The organism is Cellulomonas sp. C5510, from assembly GCF_019797765.1.
In the GTDB taxonomy this organism is placed as follows: Bacteria; Actinomycetota; Actinomycetes; order Actinomycetales; family Cellulomonadaceae; genus Cellulomonas.
Genome location: NZ_CP081862.1, coordinates 3,694,204 through 3,718,086, shown reverse-complemented (window position 1 = coordinate 3,718,086; position 23,883 = coordinate 3,694,204). Strand labels below are relative to the sequence as shown.

21 protein-coding genes and 2 tRNA genes are annotated in these 23,883 nt (G+C 75.6%); 21 read left to right on the top strand and 2 right to left on the bottom strand.

The annotated features are described in order from the left end of the window. Window positions 1-47 precede the first annotated feature (47 nt). From K5O09_RS17105 to K5O09_RS17055, 11 genes are all read left to right on the top strand, one after another. The gene (locus K5O09_RS17105; RefSeq protein WP_222170662.1) at window positions 48-497 is read left to right on the top strand and encodes a roadblock/LC7 domain-containing protein; all 450 of its coding nucleotides are present in this window, start codon (window positions 48-50) and stop codon (window positions 495-497) included. A gap of 7 nt (window positions 498-504) precedes the next feature. After that, entirely contained in the window at window positions 505-879 is a 375-nt protein-coding gene (locus K5O09_RS17100; RefSeq protein ID WP_222170661.1) for a DUF742 domain-containing protein, read from the top strand. Continuing rightward, window positions 860-1,501: an ATP/GTP-binding protein gene (locus K5O09_RS17095; protein WP_255595830.1), complete on the top strand. Its 642-nt coding sequence runs from the start codon at window positions 860-862 to the stop codon at window positions 1,499-1,501. The genes K5O09_RS17100 and K5O09_RS17095 overlap by 20 nt, the downstream gene beginning before the upstream one ends. Window positions 1,502-1,555: 54 nt before the next feature. Continuing rightward, complete coding sequence (locus K5O09_RS17090) at window positions 1,556-1,963, top strand: PIN domain-containing protein (RefSeq protein ID WP_222170660.1); 408 nt, start codon at window positions 1,556-1,558, stop codon at window positions 1,961-1,963. 324 nt (window positions 1,964-2,287) lie between these two features. After that, a complete protein-coding gene (locus tag K5O09_RS17085) occupies window positions 2,288-3,301 on the top strand; it encodes a LacI family DNA-binding transcriptional regulator (protein ID WP_222170659.1) in 1,014 nt (337 codons plus the stop codon). 80 nt (window positions 3,302-3,381) lie between these two features. Continuing rightward, entirely contained in the window at window positions 3,382-5,430 is a 2,049-nt protein-coding gene (locus K5O09_RS17080) for a beta-galactosidase (RefSeq protein WP_255595829.1), read from the top strand. A gap of 13 nt (window positions 5,431-5,443) precedes the next feature. Next, complete coding sequence (locus tag K5O09_RS17075) at window positions 5,444-6,751, top strand: ABC transporter substrate-binding protein (protein ID WP_222170658.1); 1,308 nt, start codon at window positions 5,444-5,446, stop codon at window positions 6,749-6,751. After that, window positions 6,748-7,695 (top strand): carbohydrate ABC transporter permease, encoded by a 948-nt coding sequence (locus K5O09_RS17070; protein ID WP_222170657.1) that lies wholly within the window; start codon window positions 6,748-6,750, stop codon window positions 7,693-7,695. The genes K5O09_RS17075 and K5O09_RS17070 overlap by 4 nt, the downstream gene beginning before the upstream one ends. Next, window positions 7,692-8,612 (top strand): carbohydrate ABC transporter permease, encoded by a 921-nt coding sequence (locus K5O09_RS17065; protein ID WP_222170656.1) that lies wholly within the window; start codon window positions 7,692-7,694, stop codon window positions 8,610-8,612. The genes K5O09_RS17070 and K5O09_RS17065 overlap by 4 nt, the downstream gene beginning before the upstream one ends. A gap of 58 nt (window positions 8,613-8,670) precedes the next feature. Then, the gene (gene yicI / locus K5O09_RS17060; protein ID WP_222170655.1) at window positions 8,671-11,010 is read left to right on the top strand and encodes an alpha-xylosidase; all 2,340 of its coding nucleotides are present in this window, start codon (window positions 8,671-8,673) and stop codon (window positions 11,008-11,010) included. A 55-nt stretch (window positions 11,011-11,065) separates the two neighbouring features. Beyond that, window positions 11,066-11,158: transfer RNA gene (locus tag K5O09_RS17055), tRNA-Ser, on the top strand. A gap of 98 nt (window positions 11,159-11,256) precedes the next feature. Here the strand turns inward: K5O09_RS17055 and K5O09_RS17050 are convergent. Further along, the gene (locus K5O09_RS17050) at window positions 11,257-11,649 is read right to left on the bottom strand and encodes a YchJ family protein (RefSeq protein ID WP_222170654.1); all 393 of its coding nucleotides are present in this window, start codon (window positions 11,647-11,649) and stop codon (window positions 11,257-11,259) included. Between the two features lie 125 nt (window positions 11,650-11,774). On the opposite strand from K5O09_RS17050, the gene K5O09_RS17045 reads away from it, so the two are divergent. The 4 genes from K5O09_RS17045 to K5O09_RS17030 all read left to right on the top strand — a co-directional run bounded on the left by K5O09_RS17045 (window position 11,775) and on the right by K5O09_RS17030 (window position 16,452). Beyond that, a complete protein-coding gene (locus K5O09_RS17045; RefSeq protein ID WP_255595828.1) occupies window positions 11,775-13,043 on the top strand; it encodes a threonine/serine exporter ThrE family protein in 1,269 nt (422 codons plus the stop codon). Window positions 13,044-13,091: 48 nt separating this feature from the next. Beyond that, window positions 13,092-13,180: transfer RNA gene (locus K5O09_RS17040), tRNA-Ser, on the top strand. Window positions 13,181-13,444: 264 nt separating this feature from the next. Further along, window positions 13,445-14,494 (top strand): hypothetical protein, encoded by a 1,050-nt coding sequence (locus K5O09_RS17035; protein ID WP_222170653.1) that lies wholly within the window; start codon window positions 13,445-13,447, stop codon window positions 14,492-14,494. Window positions 14,495-14,589: 95 nt separating this feature from the next. After that, the gene (locus K5O09_RS17030; protein WP_222170652.1) at window positions 14,590-16,452 is read left to right on the top strand and encodes a DUF4012 domain-containing protein; all 1,863 of its coding nucleotides are present in this window, start codon (window positions 14,590-14,592) and stop codon (window positions 16,450-16,452) included. Between the two features lie 57 nt (window positions 16,453-16,509). Here K5O09_RS17030 and K5O09_RS17025 read toward each other — a convergent pair whose 3' ends face one another. Further along, window positions 16,510-17,847 carry an EAL domain-containing protein gene (locus tag K5O09_RS17025; RefSeq protein WP_222170651.1) on the bottom strand — a complete coding sequence of 446 codons (1,338 nt, stop codon included), beginning with the start codon at window positions 17,845-17,847 and terminating at the stop codon, window positions 16,510-16,512. Between the two features lie 210 nt (window positions 17,848-18,057). Between K5O09_RS17025 and K5O09_RS17020 the strand changes: the two genes are divergently transcribed. The 6 genes from K5O09_RS17020 (at window position 18,058) to K5O09_RS17000 (ending at window position 23,878) form a co-directional block, all read left to right on the top strand. After that, complete coding sequence (locus K5O09_RS17020; protein WP_222170650.1) at window positions 18,058-18,492, top strand: helix-turn-helix transcriptional regulator; 435 nt, start codon at window positions 18,058-18,060, stop codon at window positions 18,490-18,492. A 109-nt stretch (window positions 18,493-18,601) separates the two neighbouring features. Beyond that, window positions 18,602-19,162: a hypothetical protein gene (locus tag K5O09_RS19335; protein ID WP_255595826.1), complete on the top strand. Its 561-nt coding sequence runs from the start codon at window positions 18,602-18,604 to the stop codon at window positions 19,160-19,162. Between the two features lie 209 nt (window positions 19,163-19,371). Further along, window positions 19,372-20,688, top strand: coding sequence for an exopolysaccharide biosynthesis polyprenyl glycosylphosphotransferase (locus tag K5O09_RS19330; RefSeq protein ID WP_255595825.1), 1,317 nt, complete (start codon window positions 19,372-19,374; stop codon window positions 20,686-20,688). Further along, complete coding sequence (locus tag K5O09_RS17010; RefSeq protein ID WP_255595823.1) at window positions 20,688-22,049, top strand: nucleotide sugar dehydrogenase; 1,362 nt, start codon at window positions 20,688-20,690, stop codon at window positions 22,047-22,049. The genes K5O09_RS19330 and K5O09_RS17010 overlap by 1 nt, the downstream gene beginning before the upstream one ends. 120 nt (window positions 22,050-22,169) lie before the next feature. Next, on the top strand, window positions 22,170-23,003 hold the full coding sequence (locus tag K5O09_RS17005; RefSeq protein ID WP_222170648.1) for a DUF4397 domain-containing protein: 834 nt from the start codon (window positions 22,170-22,172) through the stop codon (window positions 23,001-23,003). A 182-nt stretch (window positions 23,004-23,185) separates the two neighbouring features. Next, entirely contained in the window at window positions 23,186-23,878 is a 693-nt protein-coding gene (locus K5O09_RS17000) for a class F sortase (protein WP_222170647.1), read from the top strand. Window positions 23,879-23,883: the final 5 nt, after the last annotated feature.

The window sequence follows — 23,883 nt, the reverse complement described above, 5'->3', positions numbered from 1 at the left end:
GTTCCCGCAGCCGCGAACCGCGGGCCTGCACCACGTCAGGAGGATGCGTGACCACCCTCAGCACCGAGGCCGCCAACTTCGGCTGGCTGCTGGACAACTTCGTCCGGACCGTGCCCGGCACCCAGCACACGCTCGTGGTGTCGGCGGACGGTCTGCTCATGGCGATGTCCGAGCAGCTCGACCGCACCAGCGGCGACCAGCTCGCCGCGATCGTCGCCGGCATGTCCAGCCTGACCCGCGGCGCCGCCCGCCAGCTCCGCGCCGGGGACGTCCGGCAGGCCATCGTCGAGATGGACAACCTGTTCCTGTTCCTCATGAGCGTCTCGAACGGCTCCGTGCTCGCGGTCGTGGCGGACGCCACGTGCGACGTCGGCCTGATCGGGTACGAGATGGCGATGCTCGTGTCGCGCACGGAGGCGACGCTCACGCCGCAGCTCATCTCCGAGATGCGCGGCAGCCTGCCCGTCGACGGCGCGACCCGCGCTCCGACCGTGTGAGCGCCGGATGAGCGAGAGCGAGTTCGAGACCCGGACGGTCCGCCCGTACGCCCTCACCGGCGGCCGGGTGCGGTCCGACCGGTCCGACTACCCCCTCGAGGCGCTGGTCGAGCTGCTCCCCGACGGGGTGGCCGGGCAGGGCCTGACGCCGGAGAAGCGCGCGATCCTCCAGCACGCCTCCCACGGCTACATCTCGGTCGCGGAGCTGTCCGCGCTGCTGCACCTGCCGATCGGCGTCGTCCGCGTGGTGGTGTCCGACCTGGTCGACGCCGGCTACGTCCGCGTGCACGCCTCCGACCCGGTCGAGGTCCGCACCGGGCAGTCGCCCGCCCTGTCCCTCAGCGTCCTGGAGAGTGTTCTCAATGGCATTTCCGCCCTCTGACGCCGCCCCGGCGCTGTCGTCCACGGTGCCGACCGCCCGGCAGGCCGGTGCCGCCGGCACGCTCGGGGCCGCGCCCACCGTCGTGAAGATCGTCGTGGCCGGCGGGTTCGCGGTCGGCAAGACGACCTTCATCGGGTCCATCTCGGACATCGAGCCGCTCAACACCGAGGCCGCGATGACCGAGCACTCCGTCGGCGTGGACGACGCGGGCGGCGTGTCCGACCGCAAGACGTCGACGACGGTGGCCATGGACTTCGGCCGCATCGCGCTGCCCGGCTCGCTGTGGCTGTACCTGTTCGGCACGCCCGGGCAGGACCGGTTCCTGTTCATGTGGGACGACCTGGTGCGCGGGGCGATCGGCGCGGTCGTGCTGGTCGACACCGACCGGCTCGACCAGTGCTTCCCGGCGGTCGACTACTTCGAGTCCCGCGGCATCCCGTTCGTCGTCGGCGTCAACTGCTTCGACGGCATCGCCAAGCACCGGCTGGAGGACGTCCGCGAGGCGCTCGCCATCCCGGCGCACGTGCCGGTGCTGTACACGGACGCCCGCTCGCGGACCGCCACCAAGCAGACCCTCATCGCGCTGGTGCAGCTCGCCATGGAGCGGCTCCGGGGCGCGTGACGCCGCAGGTCGTGGGCCTCCGCGCGCCCGGCCCCGCCCGATAGGGTGCCAGGCGTGCGGGTCTACGCCGACGGGTCGGCGCTCGTCCGCTACCTCCCGGGATCGGAGCACCACGAGGACTGGCTGAGGTGGGCGGACCGGCGCGGGTCCGGCCTCCTCGTCACGTCGCTGTCCCTGAGCGAGCTGCGCGCCGCGGTCGCCGAGGCACCGGCGGACGTCCGCGCGCTCGCGCACGACGTCGCCGACGGGCTCGAGGTCGTGCGGTACCACGACCAGGCGCTCAAGCTGGCGTCGATGACCACGGGCGTCCTCACGCCGTTCGCGGCGCTGCACCTGGGGGTCGCCGCCACGCACCCGGACGTGACCGCGTTCGCCTCGTACGACCACCGGCTCGTGGCGGTCGCGGCGATCCACGGCCTGGAGATCGTGTCGCCGGGGCTGCCGCCGCAGTGGTGGGTCTGAGCACGCGACCGGCACGCGTGCACGAGACTGCCCGGCGGCTGTCAGGGTCCCGTCGTCAGCGCGAGCGGGCCGGTGGCCGACAGCCCGAGCGATGCGAGAGTCCTGACCGCCAGCGCTGCGAGGTCCGCGGCTCCGGCACGAGCTCCGGCCGGCTCCTGCCGCTGGTACTCGCTGTCGCTGTCGCTGGCGTCGGCTCGACCGCGGGCGTGACGTGAGGATCCCTCACCACGCGGGGGTCGTCACGGCAGCGCTGAAGAGCGTGTTTGTCTCCCGGCCCCTCGCCCCGTACTCTCGTCCCGAAGCGCTTCGAGGGTGAGGACAGCAGTGGCCACGATCAGCGACGTCGCCCGGGTCGCCGGGGTGTCGATCAGCACCGTCTCGGCGGCGCTGAGCGGCAAGCGGCACGTGGCCAGCGACACCCGCAGCCGCATCGAGGCCGTGGCCCGCACGATGGGCTACCACCCCAACGCCGGCGCCCGGATGCTCGCCGGGACGCGCGCCCAGATGCTGGCGCTGTCCGCGCCGCTGCACGCCGACACCTCGACCCCCGCGCACATGCGCTTCGTGCTCGCGGTCACGACGGCGGCCCGGGCGCACGGCTACGACACGCTGCTGCTGGTCGAGGACGAGGCGGCGGCCGGCATCGAGCGGGTCAGCGCGAGCGCGCTCGCCGACGGCATCGTCGTCATGGACGTCGACGCGCGCGACCGCCGGGCCGACCAGCTGCGGTCCGGCCGGTACCCCGCGGTGTTCCTCGGCGTCCCGGACGACCCGACGGGTCTGCGGTGCGTCGACCTGGACTTCGCGGCGGCCGCGCGCCTGTGCCTGGACCGGCTGGCCGGCCTGGGGCACCGCGCGGTGGGCCTGGTGGGTCAGCCGGAGGTCACGTACGAGCGCGGGACGAACTACGCGCGGGTCTTCCGTGACGCCTTCGTGGCGCACGCGGCGGCGACCGGGCTGCGGTGCGAGGTCGTGACGCCCGAGCCGGGACGCCTCGGCGCGGACGCCGCGCTGCCCCGGCTGCGCCGGCTCCTGCCGGACGTCAGCGCGGTCGTGCTCAACGCGAGCGAGCTGACGACGCACCGGTTCGTGCGGTCCTGCCTCGAGGCCGGGCTGCGCATCCCGGGCGACCTGTCGCTCGTCGTCGCGGGCGCGAGCTTCGACACCAGCGACGACGACGTCCCGCTGGACACCGTGCCGCTGCCGGCGGCGACCATGGGCGCGCGCGCCGTGCAGCTGCTGGTCGACCGCATCGAGGGGGCGAGCGAGCCGGTCGTCGAGCGGCTCGCCCCGACCTACGTCGAGCGCGGCTCCGTCGCGGCGCCGGACGCCGGCTAGCACCCATGAGCACCACGTCGGGGCGCCGCACGGCGTCGATGCGAAGCGCTTCGGGAACGACGCGCGCAGAGAGGGGAACGGTGACCGAGGACAACGAGCTGGTCTACGGCGGGGACTACAACCCCGACCAGTGGCCGCGGGAGACCTGGGACGAGGACATCCGCCTCATGCGCCAGGCGCACGTGAACCGGGTGACCCTCGGCGTCTTCTCCTGGTCGAGCCTCGAGCCGCGCGAGGGCGAGTACGAGGTCGAGTGGCTCGACACGATCATGGACAAGCTGGCGGACGCCGGCATCGGGGTCGTGCTCGCCACCCCCACCGCGTCACCGCCGCCGTGGTTCTCGCTCGCGCACCCCGAGGCGCTGCCCGTCCGCCCCGACGGCGTGCGCCTGGTGCACGGCAGCCGGGACACGTACAACCCCGCGGCGCCGGCGTACCGCGAGGCCGCCGTGCGGATCACGCGCATGCTCGCCGAGCGGTACGGGCAGCACCCGGCGCTGCGGATGTGGCACCTGCACAACGAGTACGGCACCGTCTCGCACGGGCCGGTGAGCGACGAGGCGTTCCGGGTGTGGCTGCGGGCGCGGTACGGCACCCTCGAGGCGCTGAACGCGGCGTGGTGGACGGCGTTCTGGTCGCAGGGCTACGGCGCCTGGGAGGAGATCCTCACCCCGCGCGCCACGCAGTACCTGCCGAACCCGGCGCACGTGCTCGACTTCAAGCGGTTCTCCGCCGACCTGCTGCGCGACTGCCTGCGCGACCAGGTGGAGGTGGTCCGCGCCGTCACGCCCGACGTGCCGGTCACCACCAACTTCATGCTCCCGTCGTGGCACCACTACGACGAGTGGGACCTCGCCGCCGAGATCGACACGGTGTCGATCGACCACTACCCGGCCGCGCGGGACGTGGAGGGCGAGGTGCACGCCGCGTTCGGCGCGGACCTGGCGCGCTCGTTCAACGGCGGCCGCCCGTGGACGCTCATGGAGCAGGCCACGAGCACCGTCTACGACTACGCCGCCGGGCGGATCTTCGCCAAGGAGCCCGGCCGCCTCGAGCGGAACACGATCCAGTACCTGGCGCGCGGTGCCACCGGCAGCCTGTTCTTCCAGTGGCGCAACGGGCGCGGCGGCGCCGAGATGTTCCACTCGCCGATGGTTCCGCACACCGGGCCCGACTCCCGGGTGTTCCGCGAGATCTGCGACCTCGGCGCCACGCTCGGCCGGCTCGGCGAGCTCGCGGCCCCGCCCGCGGACGGCGGGCCGGTCAACCGGAACCGCGTCGCGTTCGTGTGGGACTCGACGGCCTGGTGGTCCTCCGAGACGCGCGCCCTGCCGACCGACGACCTGAGCTTCCTGGACGCCGTGCGTGCCGCCCACCGCGCGCTGTGGTGGGAGGGCATCGGCTGCGACGCCGTCCGCCTGGGCGACGACCTGAGCGCGTACGACGTCGTGCTCGTGCCGAGCAAGCTCGCCGTGAGCGACGACGAGGCGCAGGCGCTGCGCACCTTCGTCGAGCAGGGCGGCACGGCCGTCGTCTGGTACTTCGCGGGCTCCACCGACGAGCACCTGCGCGTGCGCCAGGGCTCCTTCAGCGGGGCGTTCGCCGACCTGCTCGGCATCCGGGTGGAGGAGCTCCACCCGCTCGCGCCCGGCGAGACCGTCGCGCTCGACGACGGCACGACCGGCGACTGCTGGTCGCAGCTCGTCCAGCTGCGCGGCGCGGAGGCGCTCGCCCACCTGACCGGGGGCGTGCTCGACGGGGTCCCCGCGATCACCCGCCACGACGTCGGTGCCGGCGCCGCCTACCACGTCGGCACCCGCCTGGAGCCGGGGGCCCTGCGCCGGCTGCTGGCCGACGTCGTCGCGCGCGCCGGCGTCACGCGCGACCACCCCGCGGCGGGTGACGGCCTCGAGGTCGTGCGGCGCCACGCCGGACCCGGCACCTACCTCCTCGCCGTCAACCACGACGAGGTCCCCCGCGCGCTCACGGTCGACGGGCACGACCTGCTCGCCGACCGTCCCGTCGCCGGCGAGGTCGTCCTCGCCCCCGGCGCGCACCTCGTGCTGCGGGAGACCGCGCGCACGCCCGTCCCAGCCCGGCCGGTCGACCCCGTCCAGCCGACCCCCTGAAAGGAAGCCAACGATGGCACGTTCCTCCCGCCTGCTCGCCGCGACCTCGGTCGTGGTGGGAGCAGCCCTCGCGCTCACCGCGTGCTCGTCCTCGTCCGACGACTCCGGCGGCTCCGGCGGCTCCGGCGCGGCAGGCCCCGTCACCCTCGAGTTCTGGGGCTGGGCCACCGGCCTGGAGGACGCGGTCGCCCTCTGGAACGAGGAGAACCCCGACATCCAGGTCGACTTCTTCCGCATGACCGGCGACGACGGCGACAAGATCCCCGCGGCGATCGACAACGGCACCGCGCCGGACGTCGTGCAGATGTCCGTGCACTCGATCCCGTCGCACGTCATCGCCAACCGGCTGACGGACCTCACGGAGTACGTCGGCGACCTGGAGGACGACTTCACCGACGCGTCCTGGGCCAACGTCACGTTCGACGGCAGCACCTACGCGGTGCCGCAGGACTTCGGGCCGAACGCCCTGATGTACCGCAGCGACATCTTCGAGCAGCACGGCCTCACGGTCCCGACCACCTGGGACGAGTACCTCGAGACGGCCCGCGCGCTGAAGGCCGCCGACCCGAACCTCTACATCGCGCAGATGTCGCCCAACGAGACGGGCTACTGGATCGCCGACGTCTGGCAGAACGAGGGCTCCTGGTTCGGCATCGACGGCGACGCGTGGACCGTCGACGTGAACGACGAGGCCAGCCAGGAGGTCGCCGAGCGGTGGCAGACGCTGCTCGACGAGGACCTGGTCAAGGTCGTCGACATGTGGACCCCCGAGTACTGGGCGGAGATCAACGCCGGCACCATCGCGACGATCAACTACGCCGCCTGGTTCCCGGCCATGCTCGAGGCCAACGCGGCCGACCTGGCCGGCTCCTGGTCGGTGGCGCCGAGCCCGGTGTACGAGGCCGGTTCGACGGCCGCGGGCGCGGGTGACTCCTCGGTCGACGTCATCCCGACCGGCACCGAGGACGTCGCGCAGGCCGCGCAGTTCCTCACGTGGCTCAACACCTCCGAGGAGTCGCTCGACATCCTCGTCGGGGAGAACAGCATGTTCCCGGCGGCGCTGTCCGGCCTGCAGAGCGACGCGCTGCACCAGCCGAACGCGTACTTCGGCGGCCAGGTCGTCAACGACGTCTTCGCGGAGGCCGCGGAGAACGTGCCCGCGTCCTGGGTCGACGGCCCGGTCTACGACCTGGTGCAGGACACCATCAAGGACGAGTTCGCGAAGGTCGGGAACGGCGCGCAGACGTTCGAGCAGGCGCTCGACGCCGCGGCCGAGTACGCCCGGACCCAGCTCGAGCAGCAGGGGCTGAACGTCAAGTGACGACCGCGACGGCCACGGCCGTCCGTCGCACCCCCCGCCGGCGCCCGCGCGCCGGCGGGGGGCAGCGCCGGGCCCCGTACCTGTTCCTCGCACCGTTCCTGGTGCTGTTCGCCGTGTTCACGATGGCGCCCATCGTGCTCGCCGTGTACTCGAGCTTCTTCCAGACGAAGCGCAGCGGGCTGGGCTTCGGCGGCGAGGGCGAGGTCGTGTTTGCCGGCCTCGACAACTACGTGCGGGCGCTGTCGAACGACGGGTTCGTCGCGGGCTTCGGCCGCGTGCTCGGGTACGGCGTCGTGCAGGTCCCCGTCATGCTCGGCCTGGCGCTCGTGCTGGCCCTGCTGTTCGACACGGCGCTCGTGCGCTGGAAGCCGTTCTTCCAGCTCAGCGTCTTCATGCCGTACGCGGTGCCGTCCGTCGTCGCCGCCCTCATCTGGGGCTTCCTCTACCAGCCGCGCGTGAGCCCGATCGTCGAGGGCCTGCGCTCCGTCGGGTGGGACGTCAGCTTCCTGTCGCCCGACGTCGTCCTGTGGTCGCTGGCGAACGTGGCCGTCTGGTCGGTGACCGGCGTCAACATGGTCATCCTGTTCTCGGCGCTGCAGTCGGTGCCCCGGGAGATCTACGAGGCCGCGCGCATCGACGGGGCGAGCGAGCTGCGCACCGCGCTGTCCATCAAGATCCCGATGATCATGCCGTCGCTCACGCTGACGTTCCTGTTCTCGATCATCGGGACGATGCAGCTCTTCAACGAGCCGATGACGATGCGGGCCGTCACGTCCAACATCAGCGGCGACTACACGCCCAACATGGCGATCTTCCAGGCGACCACGCTCGGCGGCGACGTCAACCTCGGCTCGGCCATGGCGGTCGTGCTCGGGCTCGTCATCTTCGTGCTGTCGCTGGTCGTGCAGGGCGTCTCGCGGCGCCGGAACGGAGCAGACCGATGAGCGTCGCCACCGCGCCGCGCGCCACCACCGCGTCCCGTCGCGCCCGTCGCGCCCCTCGCGCCACCCAGGAGGGCGAGCGCCCCTCGGCGCGCTCCCGGGTGCTGGCCGGGGTCGTCATGGTCGTCGTCGCGCTGTACTTCCTCGTGCCGATCTACTGGCTCGTGGTCGCGTCCACCAAGTCGACCGCCGACCTGTTCGGCACCCCCGGGTTCTGGTTCGCGGACATGCAGCTGGTCCAGAACCTCGTGGACCTGTCGACGTACGACGGCGGCATCTTCTGGCGCTGGATGCTCAACTCCCTGGTGTACTCGGGCCTCGGCTCCGTCCTCATGACGCTCGTGAGCCTGGCCTTGGGGTACGCGCTGGCGATCTACCGGTTCCGCGGGCGGGCGTTCGTCATCGCGCTCGTGCTGGGCTCGATGCTCGTGCCGCAGACCGTCCTGGCGCAGCCGATCTACCAGCTGCTGGTCGAGATCGGCCTGAACAACACCATGCTCGGCGTCCTGCTGCCGACCATCGCCTACCCGTTCGGCGTGCTGCTGGCGTTCACCTACGCCCAGGCGTCGGTGCCGCAGGAGATCGTCGAGGCCGCGCGCCTGGACGGCGCGGGCGAGGTGCGGACGTTCTTCTCGATCGGGCTGCGCATGCTCTCCACGGGCGGCGTCACCATCCTGCTGTTCGCCTTCATCGCGAGCTGGAACAGCTTCATGCTCCCGCTGCTGGTGCTCAGCGACACCCGGCTGCAGCCCGTCACGGTCGGCCTGTCCGGCTGGAGCCAGGCGGCCATCACGGTGCCGGGCCTCCAGACGCTGGTCGTCGTGGGCGCGCTGCTGTCGGTGATCCCGATCATCGCGGTGTTCCTGAGCCTGCAGCGGTTCTGGAAGTCGGGGCTCTCGGCAGGTGCCGTGAAGATGTGACAGCGCCGCGCCCCACCCCCATGCACGCAGACGACGTAGACGACACGGACAGCAGGCGATGAAGTTCACCGACGGTTTCTGGCAGGCCCGCCCGGGCGTGGAGCGGCTCCTCGCGCGCGAGGCGTACGCGATCGACGACCGCGGCGACGCGCTGCGCGTCCTCGCCCCGACGAAGGTGATCGGGCGGCGCGGCGACACGCTGAACCGGCCGGCGCTGACGGTGACGCTCGACTCCCCGCTCGAGGGCGTCGTCCGGGTCCGCGTCGAGAACCACCGCGGGGGCGCGCCCGCGCCCGGGTTCGGGCTGCCGGGCTCCCGCGGCTCGGTGGGCGTCACGGGCTCCGACGCCGACGGGGCGACGCTCACGTCCGGCCCGCTGACGGCGCACGTGCGCCAGGGCGCGCCGTTCGGCATCGCGTTCACGGCCGAGGACGGCGCCCCGCTCACGCGGACCGGCCCCGACGGGGTGGCGCGCGTGCGGCTCGGCGCGGACGCCGCCGTCGCCGTCGAGCCGGTGGGCGAGACCGGTGTCAGCCCCGACGGGCGGGCGCCCGCCGGGACCTACCTCGTGGGGCGGCTCGGGCTGGGCGTCGGCGAGCTGGTGTACGGGCTGGGGGAGCGGTTCGGGCCGCTGACCAAGAACGGCCAGAGCGTCGACACCTGGAACGCCGACGGCGGCACCGCCAGCGAGCAGGCGTACAAGAACGTGCCGTTCTACCTGACGAACCGCGGGTACGGCGTGCTGGTCAACCACCCCGGGCACGTGTCGTTCGAGGTCGGCAGCGAGTCCGTCGGGCAGGTGCAGTTCGCGGTGCGCGGCGAGGTGCTGGAGTACCTGGTCGTCGCCGGGCCGACCCCCGCGGACGTGCTGCGCCGGTACACCGCGCTCACCGGGCGGCCTCCGGTGGTGCCGGCCTGGTCCTACGGGCTGTGGCTGTCGACGTCCTTCACCACGGACTACGACGAGAAGACCGTGACGTCGTTCGTCGACGGCATGGCCGAGCGCGGCATCCCGCTGTCCGTGTTCCACTTCGACTGCTTCTGGATGCGCGAGTTCCAGTGGACGGACTTCGAGTGGGACCCGCGCGTCTTCCCCGACCCCGAGGGCATGCTCGCGCGGCTGCACGACCGCGGGCTGCGCGTCAGCGCGTGGGTCAACCCCTACATCGGGCAGGCGTCGCCGCTGTTCGACGAGGCGCGGGAGGCCGGGTACCTGGTGCGCCGGCCGGACGGGTCCGTGTGGCAGTGGGACATGTGGCAGGCCGGCATGGGGCTCGTGGACTTCACCAACCCCGCCGCGACGGCCTGGTACCAGGGCTACGTCCGCCGGCTCCTGCGCCAGGGCGTCGACGCCGTCAAGACCGACTTCGGCGAGCGCATCCCCACGGACGTGGTGTGGCACGACGGCTCGGACCCGGAGGCCATGCACAACCTCTACGCGCACCTGTACAACCGCGCGGTGTTCGACGTCCTGGAGTCCGAGCGCGGAACCGGCGAGGCCGTCGTGTTCGCGCGGTCGGGCACGGCCGGCGGGCAGACGATGCCCGTGCACTGGGGCGGCGACAACTCCTCGTCGTTCGAGTCGATGGCCGAGACGCTGCGCGGCGGGCTGTCGCTGTCGCTGAGCGGCTACGGGTTCTGGAGCCACGACATCGGCGGGTTCGAGGGGATGCCGGACCGCGAGGTGTTCGTGCGCTGGCTGGCGTTCGGGCTGCTGTCCTCGCACAGCCGGCTGCACGGGTCGTCGAGCTACCGCGTGCCGTGGGCCTTCGACGACGACGGCACCCCCGAGGGCGAGTCGGCCGTGGCGGTCGCCGCGTTCTTCACGCGGCTGAAGATGCGGCTCATGCCGTACCTGCTGCACGTCGGCCGGACCGTCCACGAGCAGGGGCTGCCCTTCACGCGGCCGATGGTGCTGGCGTTCCCCGACGACCCCGCCGTCGAGCACCTCGATCGCCAGTACCTGATCGGCGACGACCTGCTGGTGGCCCCCGTGCTGCAGCCCGGCGGGCGCGTGCGGTACTACCTGCCGGAAGGCCGGTGGACGCACCTGCTGACGGGGGAGGAGGCCACCGGCGGCTGGCGCGACGAGGTGCACGACGTGCTGAGCGTGCCGCTCTGGGTGCGCGAGGGCGCGGTGCTCGTCACGACGGACCGCGACGACCGCCCGGACCACGACCACACCGTCGACCCGCTGGTGACCGTGTACCCCGGCGGGCCGGCGCGGCGCACGGCGGCGGTGACCGACCCGGCGTCGGGCGCGCGGGTGACGTTCGAGGTGGTGGAGGCGGGCGGCGCGGTCACCGTGACCGCCACGCCGGCGACGGCCTTCCGGGCGCGGCTGGGCCACGGAGCGGAGGTCGCGTCGGTCGACGGGGTCGCGAGGCTCACCCGCTGACCGGGGAACGGGTCCTGGTAGCGTGCCGCAGGATCCGGCGCGCCACCGGGATCCGGGAGGGCTGGCTGAGCGGCCGAAAGCGACGGTCTTGAAAACCGTTAGTGCGGTGACCCCGTACTCAAGGGTTCGAATCCCTTGCCCTCCGCCAGGAGACGTCGACGAGGACGCCCCCACCGCACCTCCCTGCCCCCCCGCGTCACCCCTCGAGAGGGTGTGCTCGCGGGAGACGGTGCAGGCAGTGCCAGGTCAGTCGTCCGTGGCGTCGCCGTCCACGTAGAGCCACGCCCCGCCCTCCCGGACGAACCGGCTGACCTCGTGCAGGCTGCCGCGCCCGCCCGGGCCGCGGTGGTGCGCGCGGAACTCGACCGTGCCCGTCGTGTCGAACGGGCCGCCGCCGGCGGTCGCGAGGACGTCCAGCCGGTACCACCGCACGTCCGGGCCGAGGTCGAGGTCGCGCGGCCGGGTGCGCGGGTGCCAGGTGGCTCGCAGGTACGCCGCGTCGCCGACGGCGAACGCGCTGTACCGGGAGCGCATGAGCTGCTCGGCGGTCGGGGCGACGGCGTCGCCCCGGTGCAGCGGCCCGCAGCAGGCGTCGTACGGGTCGCCGCTCAGGCAGGGGCAGCGGTCGGGGGCGGGCACCGGTCCAGTATCCCGGCCCGGCCCGCCCCGGCCCGGCCCTGGCCCGGTCCGGTCCGGGCTCGCACGGCCGGCGGGTGCGACGGACGTCCCGGCACCGCAGCCCGCGGCCCGTCATCATGGTGCGCGTGCCCACCCAGCCCACGGACGACGAGCTCGAGCTCATCCGCCAGTCCGGCGTCGCCCTGCGCGTCGGCCGGCTGAGCCTGTCCGCGGGCACCGGGTCGTACCGCGTGAAGTCGTCGATGGCCCGTGTCGCCCGCGCCATCGGCGTCGACCGTCACGAGGCGCACGTGACGCTCACGGAGATCACGACGACCTCGCACCGGGGCGCGAGCTTCCGCACCGAGGTCGCCGAGGTCCGGTCCGTCGGGATCAACGCCGACCGGCTCGCCGAGCTGGAGCGCCTCGCCGGCACGCTCGCCGCCTCGCCCCGCCGCGCGACCGTCGAGCAGGTCAGCGCCGAGCTGGACCGGATCGAGCGCAAGCCGCCCCTGTACCCGGACGTCGTCAACGCGCTGTGGGCGGCGGTCGCGTGCGCGGCGTTCGCGTTCCTCAACCACGGCGGCCCCGTCGAGATGGGCGGGGCGTTCGTCGCCGCGTGGCTCGGGCAGCTCACACGCCGCCTGCTGCTGCACCGCGGGTTCAACCAGTTCGGCGTGACGATGCTCGCAGCGGCGGTCGCGTGCCTGGCGTACCTGGGGCTGGTGTCCGTGCTGCACGGCCTCGGGGCCACGGAGGTCCGGCACGCCGCCGGCTACGTGTCCGCGGTGCTGTTCCTGGTCCCCGGGTTCCCGCTCGTGACCGGTGGCCTGGACCTGGCGAAGCTCGACTTCTCCGCCGGCGTCGCCCGCCTGACGTACGCGCTGATGATCCTGACGTCCGCCGCGCTCGCCGTCTGGGGCGTGTCGATCGCCGTCGGGCTCTCGCCCGACCCGGCGGCCGGCCCTGCGCTCGGCCCGGAGGTGCAGCTCGCGCTGCGGACGGTCGCGAGCTTCGTCGGCGTGCTCGGGTTCGCGCTCATGTTCAACAGCCCGTGGCGGATGGCGCTCGGCGCGGCCGCGGTCGGGATGGTCGCGAACACGGGCCGGCTGTACCTCGCGGACACCGGCGTGGCCGCGCAGGCCGCAGCCGCGGGGGCCGCGCTGCTGGTGGGGCTGCTGGCCGCGGTGATCGCGCCCCGGCTCGGCGTCCCGCGCATCACCGTCTCCGTGCCCGCCGTCGTCATCATGGTCCCGGGCGTCGCCGCGTACCGGGCGGTGTTCCACCTGTCCAACGGCGACACGACGCAGGCCCTCGCGTACGGCGTGCAGGCCGGGCTGGTCGTCGTGGCGCTCGCGGTGGGCCTCGCGGTGGCCCGGATGCTCACCGACCGGGAGTGGGCGTTCGAGCACTGACGGGCGCTTTGCCGCCTGCCGCCGACGCCCGGTACCCTGGTCCGACCTGGAGACGTCGCATAGTCAGGTCTAGTGCGCGACCCTGCTAAGGTCGTGAAGGGGCAACCCTTCCGTGGGTTCAAATCCCACCGTCTCCGCTCGCCGGCGTCGTCCGGACGCCGCTGCCGGCCCGGGCCCGTCAGGGTCCGGGCTGTCGCGCGTCCCGGGTGGGCTTCCTCCGGCGCTGCTAGCGTCGCGCTGTCGGCCGCGACGCGGCGGCCGGGCAGGGGGGTCTCGTCGTGGCCGCGGACGCCGTCTCCTCCGGGTGGCGGCCCGCGCCGGGGCGCGCCGGAGGGGGTGCTGCGGCCGTCCGCCCCGTCGCCGGGTCGGGGTCCGGGGTGCCGGTGCCCGAGTCTGACCGCGTGAATCCTGCGAACAACGCCCCGGTCCCGTCCCCTGCTCTCGTCCGCCGCTGGCTCGGCACCGACGCCCCGCTCGTCGTGCTGCGCGACCTGCCGCCGTCCACCCCGGGCCACGTGCTCGCCGCGCGGGACGGCGTCGTGGCGGTCGTCGCAGCCCGTGACGGGGCCGGGGCGCCCGTGAGTGCCCAGCGCGCCGCCGCTGCGGCGAGCCTCGGGGTGGCGCCGGACGGCCTGGTGCCGGTGACGGGGGCGCGTCCGGCCGCGTGGCTGGCGTGCGCCGGGCCCGGTTCGGGGTCCGTCGTCGTCCCGGTGCGCAGCGTCGCACGCGCGGTGTCCGCCGTCTCCGTCGAGCCGGTGCTGGGCGGCGCGCGGCTCGTGGCGGTCTGCCCCGACGCCGCGACCGCCCGGGCGACGTACCGGTGGCAGGCCGTGGACGAGGAGGGCGTGCGGCTGGTCGCGCGCCAGCGGGTGCGTCTGTGGCGCGTCGCCGTCCCGCCGGGTCTCGGCGCGACGGCCCTCACGGCACGGGTGCGCCGGACGCTGGTGGAGACGCCGGAGCGGGCACGGGTGGTGGCGGACAGCGGCCCGGCCGGTGGCTGGGTCGTCGGCGTGACGGGTGCGGACGGCGTGCTGACGCCCCGCGGCGTGACCCGGCACCGGACCCGCGAGGAGGCCGAGCGGGCGTTCGACCGGGCGCGGGACGTCGGCGCGCCGTGGCAGCGGGTCCGGCTGTGGCAGCTGCGCGGCGGGCCGGGTCGCCGCGCAGCCGCGCACCTGACCGGTCCCTGGCGCCCGCCGCGGTCGCGCGTCGTCCCCCTGCCGCTCCTCCTCGAGCGTCCCGAGGACGTCGTGCCGCTGCGCGACACCGCCCCCGGCCACCCGGCGTGCCCGGCGTGCTGGTCGTTCGACGTCAGGCGGGTGACCGGGGCCGGCTTCCGGTGCGGCTGGTGCTGGGCGTCGTGGCACCCGGGGGTCGGCGACGCTCTGGGAGCGCTTGCACCGGCAGCCCCCGTGACCCCGCGGTGGCGCGACGGGAGCGTGGAGGGGTGAGGGCCGCGGCCCCTCCCGCCACCCTCGAATATCAAGGTGGGATGAATGATCTAGCATCGTCACGTTGATGTCGACCTCGTCGAGGGGGTGCCGCCGTGACGGAGGACGCGCGACCGGCCCGGCGCGCCCACCGGGACACCGGCGGCCGGCGGGACCGTCATCGGCGGTGGCGCCCCGCGCTCCGCACGGGGGCCGCGGCCCTGGCGCTCGCCGTGGTGGCGCTGCTCGTGGTCGTGCTCGTGCAGGGGCTCCGGGCGCGTGGCGAGTTCGAGGCGCTGGTGGCGGACGGCCGGGAGCTGGCCCGGCTCGGGACCGCGGCGGCCGGCGACGGTGGCGACCCGGTGGGGACGGCCCCCGAGGCGGCACGGCTGCTCACCGAGGCTGCCGCGCACGCCCGGGCGGCGCAGGGCGCCGTCTCCGGCTTCCCGTGGGACCTGCTCGAACGGGCGCCGTGGCTCGGCCGGCAGGTCCACGCGGCCCGCGAGGTGCTCGGTGCAGGGGCGGGGCTGCTGGCCGAGACCGCAGCCGTCGCGGACGACCTGGCGCCGTCGGTCGGCGACCTCGTGAGCGCGGGGCCGGACGGGTTGGACGCGGGTGGTCTCGCGGCGGCAGCGCCCTCGCTGGAGAGCCTGGCGCACGCCCTCGACGAGGCGACCGCGCGCGTGGTCGCCGTGGACCCGGACGGTGTCGTCGGTCCCGTCGCCGGCGCGCGCGCCGAGCTGCTGGACGCGCTCGCCGCCGCCGGTCCCGCGGTGGACGCCGCCCAGGCGGTCGCCCAGGTGCTGCCCGCCGCCCTCGCGCCCGGCGGGTCGCGGTCGTACCTGGTGCTGGTCCAGAGCCCCGCGGAGCCCCGGGCGTCCGGCGGGCTCGTGGGAGCAGCGCTGCGTCTCGACGTGGCCGACGGCGCCGTGCACCTCGCGGAGGTCGTGGCCGGGGGAGACGTCGTCGTGCCGGATCCGGTCCTGCCCCTCACCCCGGGCGAGGACGCGCTGTTCGGGCCGCGGATCGCGGCCGACCTGCGGGACGTGGGCTTCACGCCGGACCACCCGCGCGCCGCGGAGCTCGCCGCTGCTCTCTGGGCGGACCGCACGGGCGAGCAGGTGGACGGCGTGCTCTTCGTCGACCCGGCGGTGCTCGCCGCCGCGCTGCAGGTCACCGGCCCGCTGCGGCTGCCTGCCGACCCGGTGGCAGGCGCCTCCGCCGTCGAGCTGCAGCCCGAGGACGTGGAGGCCTACCTGCTGCGCGGCGTGTACCTCGAGCAGCCGGACGCGGCGGCGCAGGACGCGGTCTTCGCGGCCGCGGCCGGAGAGGTGCTGACACGGCTGACCCGGGAGGGCCTGGACGTCCCGCGCCTGGCCGTGGCGCTGCGGGCGGTCGTCGCGGAGGGGCGGCTCGTGCTGTGGTCCGCGCACGAGGACGAGCAGGCCGTGCTGGAGGGCTCCGTGGTCGGGGGTGCCCTCACCGGCTCGCGCACCACCGCGGCCGGGACCGCCCCCGTGGTCGGCGTCGCGTTCAACGCCACGACGGCGGCGAAGACCGGGTACGACCTGGACGTGGCGGCTGACGTCCGGCGCGTGGGGTGCGGCGACGGCGCCTCCTCGGAGCTCGAGCTGCGGCTGCACCTGGCGTCGCGGGCCGCGGCGACGGCGGACCTCCCGGAGCGCGTGGCCGGTGGCGGGCCGCACGCCGGGTCGGTGGCGGTGAACGTGCTGGTGTACGCCCCCGAGGGCGGGCACGTCGTCACCGCCGACCGGGACGGCGACCCGCTGGGGCTGCTCGCGCAGCGGCACGACGGGCTGCAGGTCGGCGGCACGTCCGTGGTGCTGCCGCCCGGTGGGACCACGACGCTCGTCGTCACGCTGACCACCGCGGCGGGTGCGGGGCTGCCGCCGGTCGTGGCCCTGACGCCGACCGCGCGGCCGGCGGTCGTCACCGTGGAGGACGGGTGCGTCCCGTGAGGCCGGGGGCCGCCGCGCGCCTCGCGGGCCTGCCGTGACCGGGCGGGTCCCCTCCGGTCACCAGCCGGCTGTGCCGTGGTGGCGCAGGCCCGCCCAGGCGAGCGACACCTGGTACCGGTCCCAGCGCCGCCGGCCCGGCTGCTCCACGCGACCGGCGTTGATCATCAACGCGGTCTCGGCGGGGGTCAGCCCCGCCACCCACGCGTCGTCCAGCACCTGCCGGACGGGTCCGGGCTGCGGCACGTCGGTGCGGCGCGGTGCCACCGGGGCGAGGAGGGAGAGCGTGTCGCGGTCGAGGTGGCTGAGCACGAGCACGTCGTGGCGGCGCGCCGTCTCGAGCAGGGCCCAGCGCACGGCGCGGTCCGCCCGCGAGGTCACGGCCCCGCGCTCCAGCGCCGGGTCCAGGCTGATGGCGTCGACCGGCAGCTCGTCGAGCGGGGTGACGGGCTCCCGACCGCTGCCGTACTGGGTCAGCACGACTGTCCGGCCGCGTCGCCGCGCGGCCTGCATCGCCGGGTGCAGGAAGGGGAGCTGGGCGGCGGCCCAGGCGTCGACGCCGAGATGCGCCCCGGCGGGGAGGCTGTCGAGCAGGGTGTCGACGCGCGCGGCGTCGCCCGTCCGCAGCGCCAGCAGGGCGGTGACGTCGACGAGGAGCGGGTGCTCGAGCCGCGTCACCGGCGACCACTGGGGGCACCGGGCCCGCAGCCGCTCGGCCGCGCCGAGTACGGCGGGGGCCCGTGTGATCGCGGTGAGCAGCGGGTCGCAGTCCCGGCCCAGGAGCGTCCCGGCGCGGGGGTGCAGGTGGATCTCGCGCCCCAGCAGCTCTCCCGTCCCCGCGTCCCGGAGCTCGCCGCGGCGGCGCTGCGTGGGGATCCGGCCCGGGTCGGCCGGACCGGTCAGGGAGCCGGCCCGGCGGACCAGCGCGGCGACCGCGCGACCGAGCACCTCGGACGGGGCGTCGCCGGGACCGCTGGAGACGGAGGTCAGGGGGGAGTCGTCGAACGCGTGCCGGAGCGTCACGTCGAGGTCGTGCACCGCGGCCCTGATCCGCTCCGTGTCCCGCGCCGACCGCTCCGGTGTCTCGACGCCGACCGCAGCGACACCGTCCGCGATCCACGTGACCGGCGCCCCGAGGCCCGAGGCCCACGGGATGAGGATGCGGCTGAGCGACCGGTCGTCCTGGTCGAGCCGCGAGAACCTGCCCGCGGGCCGGCGGCTGCGGGGCAGGCGCGCGACCACGACGGCTGTCACGTGCGTCCTCCGGCCCTCCCGGAGCCGGCCGCGCGCCCCGCGGAGGCTGAGGGTCCCGGTGACGGGGTCGAAGAGGGTGGAGGCGGTACGTTCCGCGATCAGCGCGTCGGTCCAGCTCGCGGGGCCGACGCCGGGATCTCTCACGCCGCCACCCGCCGGGGCGGGGCCGGAGCCGTCGACCTCATGCGCGTGTGCCCCCCCTGCGTGGTCAGCTGCCCTCTCCGGTGACTGCGGCGCCGAGGCGTCCACCCGCTCACTATCACACCGCCGTTGTCGCATCGTCAAGACTCTCTGCATGGTCGACCGCCCGATGGCGCTGTCCGCTGGTTGCGCGCCCTCGCACGGTGCATGACGATGACACAGATCGTCATGTCGAAGTTGATGGGGTGGAGCATGGGCCGGCAGCTCTGGGCACTGGTGGACGACTACTTGACTCGCGCTGACCGCTCCGAGGCGGCGCTCGCGCGCCAGGTCGGGCTGAAGCCGCAGACGTTGAACTCGTGGAAGCACCGCGGCTTCAAGACGCCGCCCGACCCGGACACGCTGCGCTCGCTCGCCCGCGTGCTCGGTGCGCCGTATGCGGATGTCCTGATGGCCGCGCTGCGCGACACGGGCTATCTCGAGGAGGGCGAGGCCGGTCCTGGTGCCGGTGACCCGCTGTCGGGGCTGAGCGTGGTGCAGCGTGCGCTCGTGCTGGGCATCGTCGAGGAGCTGCGGTCCGAGCCGGAGCCGTCGGCGATCGACCAGGACCGGATCTCCGGGGAGGTCGTGTCCGGCCGCGGCACCTGAGCGAGGGGGTTCACACGCCGGAGGGGTTCTCCTCGACCGGCGAACATCACTTGCGCGTTGATGAATCATCTCTCTAGGGTTGAGGGACCAACTCGCGCAAGGGGCGCCCATGCCATCGCTCGTCGCCGTCGCTCTGCTGGTCTCAGCCGCCCTCGCGGCCCCCGTCCCCGCGGCCACCGACCCCGACGCCTACACGGCCCAGGAGTACCGGGCCGCCGTCTCCACCGCGCGCCCGCTCGCCGGCGAGGGGTTCGAGGTCACCCTGGACGCCGATCCGGGGCTGGTCGTGGTGCTCTCCGTGGAGGCCGCCGGCGCGCCCGTCTCACCGGCGGCCCTGACCACGCGGGAGGAGCCCGGCACCCCCGTGGTGCGCATCGACGGCCGCGAGACGACCACGTCCCACGGGACCACGGACAGGGACGGGCACATCGCGTTCCAGGTGGAGGTGGACCGCCCCGCGCAGTGCCGCGTCGTGCTGGCGACCGCCACCGGCGAGGTCCTGTTCGACCAGGTCGTCGAGGTCGTCGCCGCCCAGCAGGAGACCAGCGCCGGCCCGGCCGCGACCGGCGAGCCGTCGGTGGCCGGCCCGGCCGTCGCGGTCGTGGCGGTGCTCCTCACCGGGGGAGCGGTGCTCCTGCTCCTCCGGCGTCGCCGTCGGGCTCGGTCGTGACCTCCGGGACGGTGCCGCGGCCGCGACCCCCGGCCGACGACCAGGCGCCGGGGCGCCTGGGCGGCCCGCGCCCGGCGCCCGCCCCGCCCGAGCCGGGAACCAGCCGCGGGGCAGGCCCCGCCGGGGCAGGCCCCGCCGGGGCAGCAGGAGCCGCCCGGCGCCGTCCGCGCCGGGGATACCCGGCGGGCCGCGCCGCGGAGCTCGCGGCCGTGACCGCGGCCGCCGCCGTCGCGGCGTTCTGGCCGGGACCGCGCCCGGCCGCCTCCGCCGCGATCGCCCTCGCCGCGGGCTGGGCCGGACTCCTCCTCGCGCGCGACGCGGCCGCGGCACGGCGCGGGGTCCCCCGGTGGTCCCTGGTGCCGGTCGCGGAGTCGTCCGCCGTCGTCGCCTGGGCGGTCGCGCTCTCGGGGGTCCTCGTCGCGCCCGGTCCGGCCCGCACGGTGCTCGTCGTGAGCCTGCCGGCCGGCACGGGCCTGCTCGCCGCCCTGCGGCTCGCCCGCCGCGGGTGGGCGCGGCGACGCCGGGCGGGCACGCGGGCGCACCGCGTCCTCGTGGTCGGGCTGCCGGCCCGGATCCCCGCGGTGCTCGCCGGCCTCGCCCACCCGGGCAGCGGGGCGGCGGCCGTGGGTGTCTGCCTCACCGGCGCGGAGGGCGAGACGCCGGGCGACGTCGACGGCGTGCCGGTGCTGGGCCGCGAGTCGGGCGTCGAGGACGCCGTGGCGCTCGTCGCGGCCGAGCTCGTCGTGCTCGCGCCCGGGACGCCCCCGGACACCGTGGAGGTCGTGGGGCGGCAGGTGGAGCGCACGCACGCCGGGATGGCGCTCGCGCTCCCGCTGGTCGACGTGGGCGTGCACCGGCTGCGCCGGCCGTCCGGCGGGGTGGTGCCGCTGGCGCGGGTGGACCTGCCGGCCTTCCGCGGTCACCGCTACGTGGCCAAGCGGCTGCTCGACGTCACCGGCGCCCTCGCCGCGCTCGTGGTGCTGCTGCCGGTGCTGGTCGCCGTCGCCGTCGCCGTCAAGCTCTCCAGCCCGGGGCCCGTCCTGTACGCCCAGCGACGGATCGGCCGCGACGGGCAGCCGTTCGAGATGCTGAAGTTCCGCTCCATGGTCGTCGGCGCGCACGACAGGCTCGGGGAGGTGCTCGCCGCCGAGGGCGTCACCGACCTGGGGCTGTTCTACAAGCCCAAGAACGACCCCCGGGTCACGCGGGTGGGGCGGTTCCTGCGTCGCTACTCGCTGGACGAGCTCCCGCAGCTCGTCAACGTCCTGCGCGGGGACATGAGCCTCGTGGGGCCGCGACCGCAGATCGAGGCGGAAGTCGCCCTGTACGACGACCGTGCCCGCCGGCGGCTGCTGGTCCGCCCCGGGTGCACGGGCTTGTGGCAGGTGTCGGGCCGCTCGGACCTGGACCCCGGCGAGGGCGTCCGGATGGACGTCGCCTACGTCGAGAACTGGACGCTGCTGAGCGACCTCGGCATCCTCGCGCGCACCGCCCACGCGATGGTCGCCGGCCGGGGCGCGTACTGATGGCCGCCCCGCCCGGACGCTCCCCGGAGGGGGCCCTGCGCGTCGCGGTCATCGGCTGCGGGCGGGTGGGCGCGACGCAGGCGGCGCTGCTCGCCGCCGCCGGCCACGACGTGGTCGGCGTCGACGTCGACGAGAGCCGCGTGGCCGCGCTCGCGGCCGGGGACGTGCCGTTCCACGAGCCGGGCCTGGCCGCCCCGCTCGCCGCCGGGCTGTCGGGCGGCAGGCTGCGGTTCACCTCCGACGTCGCCGCGGCCGCGGGCGCCCGCGTGCACCTGGTCTGCGTGGGCACGTCCACCCGCCACGCCGGGGCCGGTGCCCGCCGGGGCGGCGTCGAGGCGGCGCTCGCGGGACTCGTCCCGCACCTGCAGCCCGGCGACGTGGTCGTCGGGCGGTCGACCGTGCCCGTGGGGACCTCCCGGGCACTCGCCGCCCGGGTGGAGCGGGCCGGAGCGACGTTCGTGGTGCAGCCCGACCTGCTGCGCACCGGGCCCGCGGTCCCGCACGCGCTGGACCCCGGGAGGGTGGTCTACGGGCTGCCGACGGATGCCGACGGCGTCGTCACGCCCGAGGGGGAGAAGGCGCGCGCGCTGCTCGCCGGGCTCGAGCCGCACGCGCCGGCGCACGAGCTCCCCGCGGTCGTGACGGACTACGCCACCGCGGAGCTGGCCGCGCTCGCGACCGGTGCGTTCCTCGCGGTGAAGGCCTCGTTCGTCGCGGCCGTGACCGTGCTGTGCGAGGCGTCGGGCGCCGACGTCGCGGCGCTCGCGGACGCCCTCGGCCACGACACACGCATCGGGCGGCGGTGGCTCGACCCCGGGCGGGCCTCCGGCGGCGGGAGACCGACCGAGGACGTCCGGGCGCTCGTGGCGGCCGCCGAGGGCCTCGGCGTGGGGCGGGAGACGGCGCTGCTGCGGGAGGTCGACGCCGTCACGGTCCGGCACCGGGTGGCCCTGGTCGACCTCGTGCGGGACGCGTGCGGCGGTGCCGTCGCCGGGCGGCGGGTCGCCGTGCTCGGTGCGGCCTCGTGGGCCGGCAGCGACGACGTGCACGACTCCCCGGCGCTGTCCGTCGCGGCCCAGCTGCAGCTCCAGGGCGCCCACGTGACCGTGACGGACCCGCGGGCGCTCGACGCGGTGCGCGCGGTCGCGCCGGCCCTCGACCCGGCCGCCACGGTCGCGGCGTGCGTGGCCGGCGCCGACGCGGTCGTCCTCGCGACGCCGTGGCCGGAGTACGCCGCGCTCGACCCGCGTCCGCTGACGGCCCTCGTCGCCCGCCCCTGGGTGCTGGACGCGTGCCACGTCCTGGACCCGGCACGGTGGCGGGCTGCCGGGTGGACGTACCGGGCGGCCGGTCGACGCTGACGACGCCCGCCCCGGGAGGTCGTGGCACGCGGGTGCATCCAGCGGGCCGGTCCGCGGCGTAGAGGAGGTGTCAGCACACGCAGCCCCCGACGACGGGGGCACGGACCGAGGAGCACCACCATGCGTCACCGTCCGTTCGCCGCCGGAGCAGCCGGCATCGCCGTCACCGCCGTGGCCGTCGCCGCGGCCGCCCTCCCCGCCTCGGCGGCCACCACGAGCACCGCCTCGCTGGCGGTCCTGCACGGGGTCCCCGACCTCACCGTCGACGTCTGGGTCGACGGTGAGCGCACGCTCGACGACTTCACACCCGGGACGCTCGCCGGGCCGCTCGACCTGCCGGCCGGCGCGCACACCGTCGCCATCACCGCGTCCGACGCGGCCGACGACAGCTCGCCCGCCATCGGACCGGTCGACCTCACCCTCGACGCCGGTGCCAGCTACACCGCCGTGGCGCACCTCGACGAGGCCGGCGACCCGACCGCGACGCTGTTCACCAACGACATCTCGCCCGTCGCGGCAGGCGAGGGCCGGCTGACCGTGCGGCACACCGCCGCGGCACCCGCCGTGGACGTGCTGGCCGGCGGCAGCCCGGTCATCACCGGCCTCAGCAACCCCGACGAGCAGACCATCACCGTGCCCGCCGGCACCGTCTCGGCCGCCGTCGCCGCCACCGGCACCACCGACCCGGTGATCGGCCCGACGGACCTCGACGTCGCCGAGGGCGTCAGCACGATCGTGTACGCGTGGGGCTCGCTCGAGGCCGGCAACCTGCAGCTCGCCGTCCAGACCATCGACGGCCTGCACTCCGCCCCCGGCGGCGTGCCGTCCGGCGAGCTGGGCCTCGCCGCCGACGGGCCGTCGACCGGCCTGTGGCTCGGCGGTGCGGCTCTCCTCGCCGCGCTCGGCGCCGTGCTGCTGACCACCCGCCGGCCGGCGGAGCAGCGCCGCCGCTGAGGGGGTCGGGGCGCGGCGACCGTCCCCGCGCCGCGCCCCGGCCCGTCCGCCCCGCCGCCGTGCGTCCCGCCGACCGGGGCGCACGCCCGATCCCCCGGAGCACTCCCGTGTCCCAGCAGCCCGCGGTCGGGCGCCCCGTCGCCCCGCCCGGTGGCCCCCGGCCACGCCGCAGCCCCCGCGGCGTGGCCGGGCTCGTGGCGGCCGTCCTGGCGCTGCTCACGGCCGGTCTGGCGGTCGCGGCGGCGTGGGGCGCGGCCCCGCCCGCCACGCGCCCGGACCCGGCCGTGACGTCGCCCGCGCCGGAGGCGACACCGACCCCGCCGGCGGCGGACGGACGGGCCGGCGACCGGCCCGGGACCTCCGCCGCCGGTGCCGTCCCGCTGGTGGCGGCCACGCCCCCGCCCGTGGCGGCCGCGTCCCCGACCGCACCGGTGCGGGTCGTCGTCCCGGCGCAGCAGATCGACGTCCCGGTGGACCCGGTCGGGGTGGCCGCCGACGGGCGGATGGAGATCCCGCCGCTCGCGGAGCGGGGCGGCTGGTACCGGTTCGGCGCGGACCCCGGGGACGACGCGGGCACGACCGTGGTCGCTGCGCACGTGGACTCGGTGGCGTCCGGCGGGACCGGGCCGTTCGTGCGGCTCGTCGAGGTGCGGCCGGGTGACCGCGTCGAGGTCACGCTCGCGGACGGCAGCACCCGGGCGTACGCCGTGGACGCGGTGACCCGGTTCCCGAAGACGGAGGCCCGCTGGCCGGACGTCTTCACCCGCGAGGGCCCCGCCCGGCTGGCCCTCGTGACGTGCGGCGGGTCGTTCGACCGCGACGCGCGGTCCTACACCGACAACGTGCTGGTCGTCGCCACCCCCGTCGGCGCATGATGTCC